The organism is Rhodospirillaceae bacterium, from assembly GCA_040219235.1.
Classification (GTDB): domain Bacteria; phylum Pseudomonadota; class Alphaproteobacteria; order Rhodospirillales; family Rhodospirillaceae; genus WLXB01.
Genome location: JAVJSV010000002.1, coordinates 116,622 through 131,093, shown reverse-complemented (window position 1 = coordinate 131,093; position 14,472 = coordinate 116,622). Strand labels below are relative to the sequence as shown.

Below are 14,472 nucleotides of genomic sequence, written 5' to 3'. Positions count from 1 at the left end.
CTTCTGATCGTCAGGCAATTGATTTCGCTGACCCGGATGATGGATTACGGGCGAACGTCAAATTACGTGGTTCGCTCGCAAATGAATGGGTTTGGCGGCATTATTGGGGAGATGTTCTAGCCGTGCTTCCTGAAGGAGCGCCGGTTCCCATGTTTAAGTTTCAGGGTCTCATTAAGGCCAAATGGACAAACAATGGCGACGGCACTTACACCGAGCTTCTATATGACACATCAGCTTTTCTGGACAAAGACAGTGAGGAAATCCTTTCTGGTTTCAAGAACCCGATTACTGGACAATCCAATGAAGTCATCCAGGTATGGGATGGGCCTTCTTCGACGACGCTTACTCGAAACGGCCCCGTCTATCCTTGGACACAGTCGCAACCGACAGAGCCGGTCGTGCTGCCATGGAATGTCATTGATGGGCATGTATGGCTAACAGAAGAAGCCGTGTTTGAGCGGCCCCATCCACTGCAACCAAATGAATGGCCCTTAGCGTCATCGGGAGAAAAGACTGTTTCCAGCATCAATCTGACCTTGTCCGGTCGACTTGAAGACCTGGAGAATGCAGAACTGATGTCCGCGCCTCACGATATGAACTGGGTATCGATGCGATCCTGGTTGCCGTGGCTATTGATGGGTCAACGTCCAGGCTTACTGATGACACGTGGCATCGGACGTAAAATTTCTGGACCTGATGCCCTGCCTGTCAAGATGTTGGAGGTTATTGAGCGTCAGCAACCCAACTATCTGACAAGCGAAGCGCCTTGGGACAAGCCGATGAACAGCTGGCAACGTTATTCTGAGATGCGGCAGCCGATAAAGTAACTGATCGCTCAGTGCATAAAGCACGCGGCTTATTTTTGTTTGAGAGAAAAGGTTGGGTTCTGAACGATGAGTCTTTTAATTTTACAGATAGCAGTTTTTGTAAGGTGCAGGGCACGTATCCTAATTTGTGTGCTTGCTTTAATCGGTTTGTCTACACCGGCTGCTGCGGCCGAAGTTGAATGGCGCTTAGCCCATTATCTTCAAGAGGAACATTTCTTTGCGGCAGGTTGGTTGTCGGATTGGGTGAAGGAACTAGAACGCCGAACAGATGGTCGTATCAATATTGAGGTACACCCCAACAACTCATTGCTGAGATTGGCAGCGATCGCGCCAGGAGTGCGTGACGGTATTGCCGAGGTTGGTTTCGGACCTGCACCAGAGAGCCCCACCTTAGACCTTGTTGAGCTACCATTTATCGCCGACTCAGCGGTTCATGGCACGCGAATCGTTAATTCACTCCTTCAAGATCAAAGTTTGCTGAACGTCGATTTGACAGGACTGCATGTGGCAGTGCTGCAAACGAATGCACCTTCACTAATCCATACGAAAGATAAGCCAGTTCGCGTGCCAGCTGACCTAAGTGGGCTCAAAATGCGCGGCGCAACGGACTACATCCGTGACATTCTGAGCGTTTTGGGATCAGAACCCGTTGCAGGTTATCTCGCACCACAAGTTTATGGATTGCTAGAGGCTGGCACAGTGGATGGAACGATATGGCCTTATGAGGCAATGCGTATCTTCAATCTCGGTGAGCAAGCCAATTATCATACGGAGATGTACTTCTTTGTTTCTGTTCTTGGGCTTTTCATAAATGCTGAAGCGCTCAATGCTCTACCGGATGATCTTAGAACAATCGTTGTTGAGATGTCAGGCTCTGATGTCGCGCTTAATGCCGCCACAGAATGGGATAAGGAAGAGCAAAGAGGGCGGGATAACGTCATTGAGTTGGGCAACACAATTATCGTACCTACGCCAGAAGAACGGTCCGCCTGGCGTGAGGTGGCGCAGCCCTTAATCGACAAGCGGCTCAACGAGCTTAGTCAATCTGGTGTGAATGCCCAACAGCGATACCGGGAATTACTGCAAACGGCTGAGTCCCTCAGGATAGAGTGAGGCACATCACTGGCAGGTATCTCCTAGTTCGTTGATGAGTCCTTTGAACAGTTAACTTCAGTGCCTGAATAATGCACAGATATTTGCGACGGTGCACCTTCGGCGCTGACAGAGGCCAGGACGCTCGGTAACTCTTCGTCTAAGGGGTCTTGATTGAGTACGGTTAGTCTAGTGGTTTCCATAATTTCACTGTCTTCTCCGACGGTCGGTCCGCGCAGTAATTCAAGGAAGAGAGGCGGGGTATTGTCTTGCTGAGCTTTAATCTGAGCCACGCCGCCCCGGTCATGTACCTCGGTCATGGTTGTAACGGGAGTTCCGCCGTCTTGAATTGTTGCCATGCAAGAAAAGGTATTTGCCTTGTAAAGCCGAAGATGAGACTTGTCGTATCGCCCAGTGACTAGGCTTCCATCATCATAATAGCCGTTATCATAAACCCACAGCTCATTTGGCGATAGAACCCACTCCGTGTGCCACGTCATTTGTTGATTTTCCCGCGACATCATCGTGCACGTGCCATCGTTCATTGTTCCCTTAAGCAGGGATCCATGACGACGCCAATAAAAGTTGCAGTTGCCCCCAAACCTTGTATCAGGTCCGATTGTCTTCCACATGTTGGGGTATAAGTGAGCATCGATATAATCATCCGGGTCTTTTATGCGGCGACCATTAAAAGTGACGCCATTATTCTCTTCGTCCATTTCAGTCAGAAAAACGACCTGTTGAATGATGGGTCCGTCTGAACCGCCAGCCCGTATTTGAGAATAGAATACGTATTCCCCCAAGTGCGGTGCGTCGATACGGGCGAAAACCCGGTATTGGTGACTGTGCTCTCCATCAGGAGGTGCGCCGTTGGCCCGCTCATAGGCGATTTGCGGCATTGAGTCATAGTTACCAGGGATCCAAGCGGAAACGTCTTGCAAAACCTGCTGTAGTTCCGGTGACGGTGCAGCGATTGCCGATGTTTGCGACATAATTAATGTCACGAGCGCGAAAATATTGAATCTAGGCTGGTGCATGGTCTTTCAATTATAGCGCTTGGACCTAAGTTAAGCCTACAAATTTATAGTTTCGAACGAAGACTGTTGCCGTAAGTCGATAATTATGGGTAGTCTTATACCACTAATATTGGGGCTAAGGGATTCATGAAGACGCGCAGTCTCACATTACGTTTGATGTCGATGATGGTTGCTGTGAGCTTCGTCTATGCGCCTTTGAGTGGCGTGATTCCTGGTTGGCTTGGATTTGATAGCGGCCCCTACCATGTTCACTATGACCATGTTTTTCAGGGTGCAGGCGATCATCACCACTCGCACGGTGATGAGCACTATCAGCCTATTTTAACCGCTGATTCGCAAATACATGATGAACGATTTGAGTCTGATACCGAACAAAATGGACAACATAGCCACGGTCCTCATATGCATTTCATTGATGTGATGCACTCTGCCTTTACCCTTTCATTGCCTAGCTCTTCTCACGAGCTAGCGAGGATCAGCAGAAGCCAGCAGCCGGAGTATCTATTCCCGGCTCCCCTGTTTAGGCCACCGCAGACTATTGCATGACCTGACCCCCGCTTAAGCGGGGGATGGCACCCTATCTTCGCCTCAAGTTTCTTTTGTGTTGGGCTTATATAGCGCCATCAATTTCTTATCTTTTATTTATTAGCTATGGAGAGATGGATGCTTCGTATCCTCTCGTATGATTACGCGATCATTGGCATTCCTGTTGTGCTGACTGCTTTTCGCTTGGCCTTTTTTGTCAGTATTTACAGTCTAACGCCCTATTCTGTTTTGGCAGATCAACTTGAGGCACAAGAAGTTCAAGTCCTCGCCACATCAAACAATCTTGCGCAAGCGACCGATCCAAATGGTGCGACGGGTAACGAACCTGATGTCACTCTGCGAAACGTCATAAAGAGAGTTTTGCAGGACAATCCAAAACTCAGAGGTAATGACATAGATATCGCTATTCTAGATGCACGCCGTGAGCAGGCGGATCAAAGGCCAGGATATGAAATTGAAGCAGAGCTTGAGGACGTTTTTACAACCGGTCGACCTGATTTCGTCGATTCATGGCAGGCTACCATCCGTTTGGGCACGGTCTTGGAGCTTGGCCAAAAGCGCGAGCGGCGCACGTCAGTCGTAATACGGGAACGTGAAAGACTTGATGTTCTGCTTCAGGCCCAGCAATTAGACGTCATTTCTCAGGCAGCCCGTACTTTTGTTGAAGCATTATCGGCGCAAGAGCGGACTCTTCTTGCACAGCAGCAAGTGGAAAACTACACGGTATGGGCTTCTCGAATTAAAGAAAGAGTAAAGGCTGGAAGCGCTGGCGCTCTGGAAGAAAGCAACTCGCGGCTTCGGTTGGTCCAGGCCCGCCTAGACCGACGTCAAGCTGAGCTTGTTCGCCAACGCGCCCGCACGATTCTAGTGTCCTATTGGCAAGGCCACCCAAGCGATATGGGTGTTCTTCTAGGCAATTTTTATGAGATACCGCCTATTCCTGAACTGAGTGACCTACAACGCATGGTCAGCCAGAATCCTGATCTTGTATTGTTCATGTCTGATGAACGAATTCGAGATGCTGAGTATCAACTTACGCGGGCTGGATCGACACCAGATATCAACGTCTCTGCTGGTGTGCGTCGTCTTCAACCCGACAGGTCCTTTGGGCTGGTCTTTTCAGCATCCATCCCATTCGCGACCGGGCCTAGGAATCGCCCGTTTGAGCGTGAAGCGGAAGGGCACGTTCGCAGAACCCAAATAGACTTAGCTACTAAACGTTGGGAATTGGAGTCGACTCTAGCTGAAATGCATGTCCGGCTTACAACAGCGAAAGAGACGTATGCAACGCTTAGCGAATTGGCGTTGCCGGAGGCTCGGAAGGCTGTAAGCATCGCTGAAGAAGGATATGAACGTGCTCGATACTCCTTTCAGGAGTTGTCGCTCGCGCAAGAGCAGCTTATCCAAATTCAATACGCCATTCTTGAAGCAGCAACCGAATACCATCTCATTTTTCTAGAACTTGAGCGGCTAACGGGTCAGTCAATGACGTCTTTGGCATCTTCATCGTGATGACAGGAGTAACTTCCATGGCAAGACAGACTTTGGTGATCGTGATTATGATCGCCTTTTCATTCCTTCTCGGATTTACAATTCTAATAATATCACCTGGTGAAAGCGTGGGTCTGGGCGAGGCTGTCGCTGAAGATGCTGAAGAGGATTATGAGCGAGGCCCTAACGGCGGGCGGCTGTTAAGAAATGGCGCGTTTGCTCTTGAGGTTACGATCTTTGAGGGTGGAGTGCCGCCGCAGTTTCATCTGTATCCATATGAATCTGACCAGCCCATTGATCCTGTGCTGGTCAAGACAACAGTCGAATTGTCTCGGCTGGGCGGGGTTATTGATCGCCACGACTTCACGGCGAATGAGGATCATCTCGTCGGGTCCGGAATTGTTTACGAGCCCCATTCTTTCGAAGTGACTGTATCCGCTCAGTATAATGGGCAGTCATGGAATTGGACATATGAGTCATTCGAGGGAAGAACATCGATACCTGATGAGGTCGCTGAAGCAGCGGGTGTCGAGACTGATCTTGTTGGTGCGACGACGATAGAAGAACTCATCACACTGACGGGCGTGACTCGGATCGATCCAAAACGAATGGTCAACCTCAAGCCTCGTTTTCCTGGAATCGTACAAAGTTTGCGCGCCAATATCGGAGAAAAAGTAAATCGAGGTGATGTACTTGCTGTCATTGAGAGTAATGAAAGTTTACGCAGCTACGAGGTTCGGTCACCAATTGATGGAACTATAATTAATCGCGCAGTTGGCGTGGGAGAGTTCGTTGATTCTGGCGATATTTTTCAGGTTGCTGATCTGTCAACCGTGATCGCCGAACTGAACGCGTTTCCCAGCCAGGCGACTCAAATACGTGTTGGCCAGTCAGTGCGAGTATCCGCTGCTGGTGGCGGCATAGCAGGAGATGGCACGATCATCTTGTTAACTCCAGTAGCTGACGCAGGCACACAGTCCATCGGTGCCTGGGTCGAGTTAGTAAATAAAGATATGTCATGGCGGCCAGGGATGATGGTGCGCGGTGAGGCCATTGTTGGAACGCACGAAGTTGAACTTGCCGTCAAGAACGCTGGGTTACAGAGATTTCGCGATTTTACTGTTGTCTATGCAAAAGTCGGGAACACTTATGAAGTCCGGATGCTTGATCTTGGTCGCGCCGACGGAACCTGGACCGAGGTGTTGGGCGGTATTAGACCCTTAGAAGAATACGTTTCTGCAAACAGTTTTCTAATTAAGGCTGACGTCGAAAAAGACGGCGCTAGCCACGACCATTAAGGGGAACGTTATGCTCGAAAGAATCGTCTATTTTTCGATACGGAACCGCTGGCTGGTCTTAGTAGCTGTAATCGGCGTTTGTGGGCTGGGTATTTTCAACTTTCAGCGGCTTCCAATCGACGCTGTGCCCGATATCACCAATGTCCAAGTGCAAATAAACACTGAAGCACAAGGATTTTCACCGCTCGAAGTCGAACAAAGAATCACGTTTCCCGTAGAAACCGCTATCGCGGGACTGCCAGCGCTTGACTATACGTGGTCCATTTCTCGTTACGGTTTGTCCCAGGTCACAGTTGTTTTTGAAGATGGTACGGACATCTACTTTACCCGACAGCTTGTAAGCGAGAAGCTGCAGGAGGTGCGGAGTCAGCTGCCTGCAGGAATTGAGCCCGCCATGGGACCTATCGCCACTGGTCTGGGTGAGATCTTTATGTATACGGTCACTCCTGACCCAAAATTTGGGGAGCAGGGCCCGAAGCTTTTCCCCCCCAGCGAGCTGCGTACGATTAACGATTGGGTTGTTCGGCCACAGCTAAGAACCGTGAAAGGCGTCGCTGACGTTAACGCGGCTGGAGGATTCGTGAAGCAAATTCATGTTGAACCTGATCCTAGCCGCATGATGTCTTTCAATCTAACTATTGCCGATGTCATGGCTGCGCTTGAAGCGAATAATGCAAATGTGGGCGCAGGGTATATCGAACGGAGGGGAGAGCAGTACCTTATCCGGTCACCTGGACAGTTCGACACTCTTGAAGATATCCGGCGTACTGTCCTTGACTATAGAGATGGCAGTCCTATCCGTGTTGAGGATGTTGCACGAGTAACTTTTGGTGAGGAGCTCCGAAATGGCGCAGCAACTCAAAACGGAAGTGAAGTCGTGATGGGCACAGTGTTCATGCTTGTCGGAGAGAACAGCAGGGACGTATCAAAACGTGTCGCCGCTAAGGTCGAGGAGATTGCCGCCAGCCTTCCTGACGGCGTTGTTATTACTGCCGTGTATGATCGAACCAACCTTGTCGAGAAGACTATTGCAACGGTTGAAACCAACCTGCTTGAAGGCGCACTGCTTGTCATAGTGGTGCTTTTCTTGTTGCTAGGAAATGTCCGAGCGGCGCTGATTACAGCGCTGGTTATTCCAGTATCTATGCTCATGACAGTAAGTGGCATGGTGCAAAACCGTGTCTCAGGGAACCTTATGAGTCTTGGAGCGCTTGATTTTGGTCTTATTGTCGATGGCGCTGTTATTATTGTAGAGAACTGTTTGCGCAGACTTGGAGAAAAACAGGCTCAAAATGGCCGACTTCTGACTCGCGACGAGCGGTTTTCTATCACAGCATCTGCAACTGCTGAGGTAATACAACCCAGCATATTTGGTATCTTCATCATTACTGTGGTCTATGTGCCCATATTCACACTGACTGGTGTTGAAGGAAAAATGTTCCAGCCCATGGCTTTTACCGTGGTTGTGGCGTTGCTAAGCGCGCTTCTTCTATCCCTAACTTTTGTTCCCGCTGCAGTAGCACTTTTCGTAACTGGGCGTGTTGCGGAGCAGGAGAATAAACTCATAAGGGGAGTTCGCGCTCTATATGATCCGATTATCGATTTTGTTCTGGCTTGGCGTTTGCCGGTTATAGTTGCGGCAGTCTGTATCACGGTTCTTAGTTTTCTTCTCGCAACCCGTTTGGGAACAGAGTTTGTGCCCAACCTCGACGAAGGCGACATAGCGATGCATGCCTTGCGTATCCCCGGCACCAGTTTGAGTCAGGCCGTTGAGATGCAAGAAGCCCTGGAACAACGGATCGCCGAATTTCCGGAAGTCGCTAGGATCGTTACGAAAATAGGCACCGCTGAGATCGCGACTGATCCGATGCCCCCAAGTGTCGCGGACACTTTCATTATCATGAAGGATCGCAAAAACTGGCCTGACCCCCGTAAGCCTAAGCAGCAATTCATATCCGAATTGGAAACCGCAGTACGGCAAATACCTGGGAACAATTATGAGTTCACACAGCCGATTGAAATGCGTTTTAACGAGTTGATCGCGGGGGTTAGAACTGACGTAGCGGTCAAGGTCTATGGGGATGACTTGGATATCTTGGTTGAGACCGGTGAAAGTATTCTTGAAGTTATTGAACAAATTCCTGGAGCTGCAGACGCTCGGCTTGAGCAAGCAACGGGGCTTCCAATGCTTAGCATTGTGCCCAATCGTGAGAAACTCTACCGCTACGGCTTAGATGTTAAAGATGTTCAAGAAGTTATTAGCATTGCACTTGGTGGACGAGACGCGGGCCAGTTCTTTGAAGGGGACCGGCGTTATCCGATAATCGTTAGGCTCCCCCAAGATATCAGAGGAGATATAGATCAGATTCGGCAGATTCCAATATCGCTTTCACCAACATTGGAACGAAATCAATCGCGTTTAGATGGGCAAAATTTATATCGCATGAATACTGCGCCAAGTTTCGTTCCTTTAGGCGAAGTTGCAGACATAGAGATTGTCATCGGACCAAATCAGATTAGTAGAGAGAATGGTAAACGTAGCGTCGTCGCAACATCAAATGTGCGAGGCCGAGACCTAGGTAGCTTTGTTCAAGAGCTCCAAAAGAAGGTCGAGGATGAAGTCGATATCCCAGCCGGATACTGGGTTGGTTATGGCGGGACGTTCGAACAACTAATATCGGCGTCTCAGCGTTTACAAGTTGTGGTCCCCATAGCTTTGCTGCTGGTTTTTCTTCTTCTCTTCTCTGCCTTTGGGTCTGCAAAAGACGCTTTGCTGGTATTTTCTGGTGTTCCACTGGCTATGACAGGTGGGGTTCTAGCAATCTGGTTGCGTGATATTCCGCTGTCGGTCTCTGCCGCAGTTGGGTTCATCGCCTTATCTGGTGTGGCGGTATTGAACGGCGTTGTGATGGTGTCCTTTATTCGACGCCTGTTATCAGACGGGATACCGCTAGAGCAGGCAATTAAAGAGGGCGCTTTAACTCGCCTAAGACCAGTACTAATGACAGCGCTTGTTGCAAGTCTCGGATTCGTGCCGATGGCTCTGAACGTCGGAACAGGGAGTGAAGTGCAAAGGCCTTTGGCAACAGTTGTGATTGGAGGAATTATCTCCTCGACATTACTTACGCTAATCGTTCTGCCTGCGCTTTATCGCTTTTTTCATCAGCCAAAAGCTGAAGGTATCAGCGTGAACCGTAGCCCGAAGATAGATAGTCCACCCGGGCCCCATGGAGTACCCGGTCCAGCGGAATAGAAAATTACGTCAAAAGCTGTCTATTTCTGGGCTTCGCTAGTTCATGGCGGGCAACAGTAAAAGGCTGCATGAAAAAACCGGATGCAATGTGTCGATGAAGTTCAGTTCGAGGGCTTTTTGGGTGATTAACACAAAGGTTTACGCGCCTGAGTGTGTTTCTCCGAATAGATGATTTGAAGAAAATGTCAGTGATTGAAAAGAACTACAGGCTACCTCTTCTCTAAATTCAGAATCCTTCAGGTTGGCATAGCTAGACAACAGCCCTTATTCTTTCTTGGTATTTCGTTCAGATAGTCAGAGTTCAAGTACAGTTCTGTAAAGGTGGCTGCGCCCTCCCGCAACCAGCGTTATCTTAAGCCCGGTTCCAATTGAGCCGGGCTTTTGATTTGTTGATATTGCGAGCATTTCCGCCAATTCTCCCTTGAGATGGATGCCAAGCACTTCGCCTTGAGGAACAAGCCGTATTTCCTCGATCAACGACCGCAGTATCTCACCAGCTTCTTGCCGCGTGTCGGGAGCGTTTAGCGCGTTGGCAAGGTTTTGAACTTTATCTCGATAAATCTCAGCAAGGTTAGGATGTAACCTGACCGGCGGTGGTGGTTCGGTCTTTAATTCATCTTCCAGCTTCTGCTGTTTCTCTTCCAGCATTTCTAATTCTGACTGCAGAGATTTAGACCTGATCCCAGACTTTACCGCAGAGATCAGTTCTTCGATTTCTTGTGTCACCTTCCGTAGTTGCTTGGACAGCCGTTCACGCCGATTGGTCTCACCAGCCAATTGCTGATTAAGGTCTTGGTGATAGGTTTTGATGAACTCTTTAACCAGCGATGGCTCCATAAGCTGCTTTTTTAAGCCATCTAAAACGAGGTCTTCTAGCTCCAGGCGCTTTATCAGCAAATTGTTGGTGCATGTGCCCCTAGTTTTGCGCGTGCTGCATCCGTAGCTAGTGGCATTTACCATGCTGTATGAGCCGTCACATTCGCCGCATTTTAGGAGGCCAGAGAACAAGTAGACGGCTCTCTTGGCCCGTTCTGATCTGATACTTCGGTCAGACGTGCTCGTTACGGTCCTGCGCAACCCATTTTGTCGTTCTTTAACTGCGTCCCATAAGTGTTGCGGAACAATCCGCAAGCCGGGCACCTCTTCGATAACCCACTGCGCTTCCGGGTTGGGCCTGGCTTGACGCTTGCCGGTGTCGGGGTCTTTGATGAAGTGTTGCCGGTTCCAGACGAGACGGCCAACATAGAGATCATTGTTCAGGATGCCGGTGCCGCGTTTCCAGTTGCCATAGATTGTGGAAGGCCCCCAATCCTTTCCGCGTGGGCCTTTGACGTTTTCAGAGTTTAATTGTTTGGCAATCGCGACAGGTGATCGTCCACTCGCAAACTCTTCAAATATTCTGATGATGGTCGCAGCCTCTTCCTGATTGATAGCGCGCTGACCTCTAATCGGGTTGCCGGAGGCATCAAGCTCTCGAACAACATCATACCCAAAGCATAAGCCGCCGCCTGACCGGCCTTGCCTAACCCGCCCTTCCAGACCCCGATGTGTTTTGAGGGCGAGGTCCTTCAAGAACAACGCATTCATTGTGCCTTTCAGGCCAACGTGAAGTTCTCCAATCTCTCCTTCAGCGACCGAGAACAACCGCACGTCTGCAAAGGTGAGGTTCTTAAACAGACTGGCAATGTGCTCCTGATCGCGAGAAAGACGATCCAAGGCTTCAGACAGGACCACCTCGAACTGACCTGAGCGGGCATCCTCCAGTAGTTTTTGATACCCGGGCCGGAGTAAAGAGGCGCCACTGATCGCATGGTCTGTATAGGTGTTGGTGACCCGCCACCCCTGTCGCTCTGCATAAGCGGTACACAGCCGAACCTGATCTTCGATGGAGGCATCGCGCTGGTTCTCTGAACTGTAGCGGGCGTAAATGACGGCGCGGGTCATGGTTTTGGGTCCTCAGGCGGTGGCGTGTTTCCTCGCAACTTGGCAAGGGTGTCATGGTACTGAGTGACAGCAGAGACCATAGTCGCCTGGTTGTAATGCCGTTCTCCTGTTTTTAGAGAACTATGGCCAAGTAACCGGGCCCCAACGCGCACGTGAGCAGGGTCTTCTGTGGCCAAGGTGGTCATGGCACAGTCCCGGAAGAGGTGGGGATTGATCGGGTGGCCGAACAGTTTCTTTGTTGTGTGCACAATCTGATCGTAAACCGCCTGCTCCTTCATTGGTCCTTTGCGCACGCTGATCCAAAGCGCGTCGCTTTCGCGTCCGTCAAGCAAGATTGGGCGATAAACTTCCAGATACACTTTAAGTGGTTCGCGCAGCACATCGGCCAGCGGGAACTCCATTGAGCGGTGCTCTTTGGTCTCTTCATCAGAGAAACGCAGCCAGATCTCATCGCCGTCTTGATGCAGATGAAGCCCGAGGCGGATCATGGTCAGATTGGCGAGGCGGATGGGGTGTACAGCAAGGATGGCAACCATCAAAGCATTGCGACCCCAACAGGCCTGAATGGTGTCTGATGGCGCAGTGCTTTCTGTAACGCTTTCCAAGTGCCCAAGCGCCGCATGTAGAATCTCGCGGCTCGACAGCAGGTCTGCCGTCTTATTGCGAGACGGCGCGGCATTACGTTTGAGGCGGCTTAACATCCGACGCAAAATGGTACGGTCGATGCTCGGCCACATGACCCGGCAGGCTTCAGACAATCCCGTTAACCGGCTACAGACACTAATAGGCGCAAGGCGTGACTGAAGGCTTTCCACATAGGAGCGTAAGGTGTCTTTCTCCAAAGGCGTGGGCTGGCTGCCTAACGTGGGCGGTAACGATTGGCAGCTCAGATGTTGAAGCCACATGCCGTAATCCTTGACGATTTGTCGGCGCGTTTTTGGGGTCCATTGTGCTGCCAACCCCTGATCTGTGAACACGTCACCCGCGTCTATGGCAGACTGCAAGGCGTGCTGATGCTCACACGGCCAGTCTTCGAAGCGCAGGATATAGCGGGCTTTATCGGGACTCATGCCAGCCGCCGTTTCGGATGGGAACCGCGCCGCATCACCCGGGTGTCACGCAGACCATCACCGCCGTATGGCTCGGTATGCCCGCGTTTGTTCACCAGTATATCTTGCCAGTGCTTGACCGCTGGCTTTGCCTCCATACCTTCGTAAAATTTGTAAGTGGTGTTTGAGTCTTTATGGGCCAGAATACGGCGGGCCCCCTCGTAATTACCGGGTGTCGCTTCGACAATCTGTTTTGCCACAAAGTGGCGGATCAGATGAGGGTTTACCCTCAGGCCGCATTTGTCCCAGATCTGTTTGCTGATCTGCTTGCCTAGAGTGTCAGACCGCTTTGCTTTGCCATCACGGCTCGGGAACAGATAATCATTTGATCCCTTAAATAACCGTGGTCGGAACACCTCCAGATATTGGTGCACCATGTTGGAGACGGGCAGGGGAAAAGGAAAGTTTAACGGCTCACCATTCTTAACCTCCTGTCCGGGAATAGCGATGGACAAGACACCTTTGCAGCCTGACTTCTCCCAGTGCAGATGCTGATCCAACCGCAATGACGCTAGGTTCGCAATCCGCATGGGGGCGTGCAAAAGAAGCTCATGGGCCAGAGCTAGGCTTGCTTCATGTGCAGTTTGTCGAGTGCCATCATCCCGCTTTACGGAAAGGGCAAAGGCTTTCTTACCGGCCCAGAGCAACTTTATGACATTCTTCGGGTCATCGAACTGTCTCAGACGTTCACGGTTTTTATCGGTCAAGCCTGTGGTCTCGTGCGTCAAACGGCTGCGTATCTGTTCGATCTTCTTGAGCGTTTCAGGATCGACGCGCACGTGATACTTGGCGAGGGATCGGATACAGTCCGCCAGGCCAGAAAGTTGAGACGAGGTCTTCTTGTTGGTCCGCTGAAGATGCCAGCGCAAAGCCTCCTGGTAGTGCTCAACCAGATAGGTAAGGGTGGTGATGTCCGCGAGGGAATGGCCTTGGTGTATCAATCCTGCGGCCAACTGGCGGATCAGCATCTTAAGAGAGTGAATCGTGCGTGGCCTTAACGCTCTAGGTGGGCCGTCTTCGTCGAGCAGGTCTACATGGGTGAGCCGATCAATATATCTTGCTAAATCCTGTTGGAAGCTTTCTGGGAAAGCATCAAGGCGTTCGGTATAGAAGTCACCATAGACCGGGACTGTAACTGGCTTCTGCGGCCAGCCTTGAATAGACTTCACACAAATATTCCAGATCCGGCAGGCCGTTTGATGCTGGGTGCGTGGTTTCTTGGTGATGGCCTCCGCCTCTAGCGCTTTCAGGAAAGCAGCGAAGAACGCGTCATCAACATCTTCAGGCTTGATCCGCTGGGCCGAACAAAACCGGAAGCACCGAGAAAGGCCAGAGCGGTGATACTTTTCATCAAGCAGATCCCAAAGGGCCTGCCATTCCGGCGTAAACTCAGCCAGATATATGCGATTATTCAACAACACGCCGCAGTGCTTGAACGCAAACTTTACCGTACTGATCACGTTCTGATAGCGACGCTTGGAGATACCAGCGTGGTCAGGATGGAAATCTTCTAACGCTTTGCGCAAGAACGCAGCGTTGGCTGGCACATCGGCTGGTAACCGGTTGAGCCATTTAGGCACTTGCCTGAGCGCGGATGAGATTTCGCGCTTTTTGCGGCTGCTAAGCTGAGGGTCGCATTCAACCCGGACCAATACGTCGGCAATCGTCAGGCTGTCTGGGCTGGTAAACGGGTTTCTGATCTTACTGATTTTAACCATGAGTCATCCTCCGTAGTGCACAACGCTAAGTGACATTAAATGAAAAGTGAAGACAAAAGAGGACAGAAGTACAATATAGTGAAAATATAAAACCAAATAACGTACTAAATACTGTGACTATATTTGCACTATTGTTTGACATTATTAGACACTATTA

The 14,472-nt window shown here is 50.4% G+C and carries 10 protein-coding genes; 6 read left to right on the top strand and 4 right to left on the bottom strand.

Features of this window, described 5'->3' with window-relative positions; translation table 11 throughout:
• A partial coding sequence (locus tag RIC29_00675) for a DUF1838 family protein (protein ID MEQ8733409.1) occupies positions 1-827 on the top strand: 827 nt, incomplete at its 5' end.
• A gap of 129 nt (positions 828-956) precedes the next feature.
• Complete coding sequence (dctP, locus tag RIC29_00670; GenBank protein ID MEQ8733408.1) at positions 957-1,940, top strand: TRAP transporter substrate-binding protein DctP; 984 nt, start codon at positions 957-959, stop codon at positions 1,938-1,940.
• A gap of 23 nt (positions 1,941-1,963) precedes the next feature.
• On the opposite strand, the gene RIC29_00665 is transcribed toward dctP, so the two are convergent.
• Positions 1,964-2,911: a CpcT/CpeT family chromophore lyase gene (locus tag RIC29_00665; protein ID MEQ8733407.1), complete on the bottom strand. Its 948-nt coding sequence runs from the start codon at positions 2,909-2,911 to the stop codon at positions 1,964-1,966.
• 171 nt (positions 2,912-3,082) lie between these two features.
• On the opposite strand from RIC29_00665, the gene RIC29_00660 reads away from it, so the two are divergent.
• The 4 genes from RIC29_00660 to RIC29_00645 all read left to right on the top strand — a co-directional run bounded on the left by RIC29_00660 (position 3,083) and on the right by RIC29_00645 (position 9,544).
• On the top strand, positions 3,083-3,502 hold the full coding sequence (locus tag RIC29_00660; GenBank protein ID MEQ8733406.1) for a hypothetical protein: 420 nt from the start codon (positions 3,083-3,085) through the stop codon (positions 3,500-3,502).
• A 117-nt stretch (positions 3,503-3,619) separates the two neighbouring features.
• Positions 3,620-5,014, top strand: a complete 1,395-nt coding sequence (locus tag RIC29_00655) for a TolC family protein (GenBank protein MEQ8733405.1) — start codon at positions 3,620-3,622, stop codon at positions 5,012-5,014.
• A 17-nt stretch (positions 5,015-5,031) separates the two neighbouring features.
• A complete protein-coding gene (locus RIC29_00650; GenBank protein ID MEQ8733404.1) occupies positions 5,032-6,291 on the top strand; it encodes an efflux RND transporter periplasmic adaptor subunit in 1,260 nt (419 codons plus the stop codon).
• 10 nt (positions 6,292-6,301) lie between these two features.
• A complete protein-coding gene (locus tag RIC29_00645) occupies positions 6,302-9,544 on the top strand; it encodes a CusA/CzcA family heavy metal efflux RND transporter (protein ID MEQ8733403.1) in 3,243 nt (1,080 codons plus the stop codon).
• Positions 9,545-9,838: 294 nt separating this feature from the next.
• Here the strand turns inward: RIC29_00645 and RIC29_00640 are convergent, their stop codons facing one another.
• From RIC29_00640 to RIC29_00630, 3 genes are read right to left on the bottom strand one after another with little or no spacing between them, the layout of a single operon-like run.
• Positions 9,839-11,488, bottom strand: a complete 1,650-nt coding sequence (locus RIC29_00640; protein ID MEQ8733402.1) for a recombinase family protein — start codon at positions 11,486-11,488, stop codon at positions 9,839-9,841.
• On the bottom strand, positions 11,485-12,558 hold the full coding sequence (locus RIC29_00635) for a hypothetical protein (protein ID MEQ8733401.1): 1,074 nt from the start codon (positions 12,556-12,558) through the stop codon (positions 11,485-11,487). Before RIC29_00635 ends, RIC29_00640 begins: the two co-directional genes overlap by 4 nt.
• Complete coding sequence (locus RIC29_00630) at positions 12,555-14,315, bottom strand: tyrosine-type recombinase/integrase (GenBank protein MEQ8733400.1); 1,761 nt, start codon at positions 14,313-14,315, stop codon at positions 12,555-12,557. Before RIC29_00630 ends, RIC29_00635 begins: the two co-directional genes overlap by 4 nt.
• Positions 14,316-14,472: the final 157 nt, after the last annotated feature.

Bases quoted from the DNA above. Each gene is read 5' to 3' on its own strand.
- RIC29_00630 (MEQ8733400.1), bottom strand. From the start codon at position 14,315: ATGGTTAAAATCAGTAAGATCAGAAACCCGTTTACCAGCCCAGACAGC.
- RIC29_00650 (MEQ8733404.1), top strand. From the start codon at position 5,032: ATGGCAAGACAGACTTTGGTGATCGTGATTATGATCGCCTTTTCATTC.
- RIC29_00660 (MEQ8733406.1), top strand. From the start codon at position 3,083: ATGAAGACGCGCAGTCTCACATTACGTTTGATGTCGATGATGGTTGCT.
- RIC29_00645 (MEQ8733403.1), top strand. From the start codon at position 6,302: ATGCTCGAAAGAATCGTCTATTTTTCGATACGGAACCGCTGGCTGGTC.
- RIC29_00665 (MEQ8733407.1), bottom strand. From the start codon at position 2,911: ATGTCGCAAACATCGGCAATCGCTGCACCGTCACCGGAACTACAGCAG.
- RIC29_00635 (MEQ8733401.1), bottom strand. From the start codon at position 12,558: ATGAGTCCCGATAAAGCCCGCTATATCCTGCGCTTCGAAGACTGGCCG.
- RIC29_00640 (MEQ8733402.1), bottom strand. From the start codon at position 11,488: ATGACCCGCGCCGTCATTTACGCCCGCTACAGTTCAGAGAACCAGCGC.
- RIC29_00655 (MEQ8733405.1), top strand. From the start codon at position 3,620: ATGCTTCGTATCCTCTCGTATGATTACGCGATCATTGGCATTCCTGTT.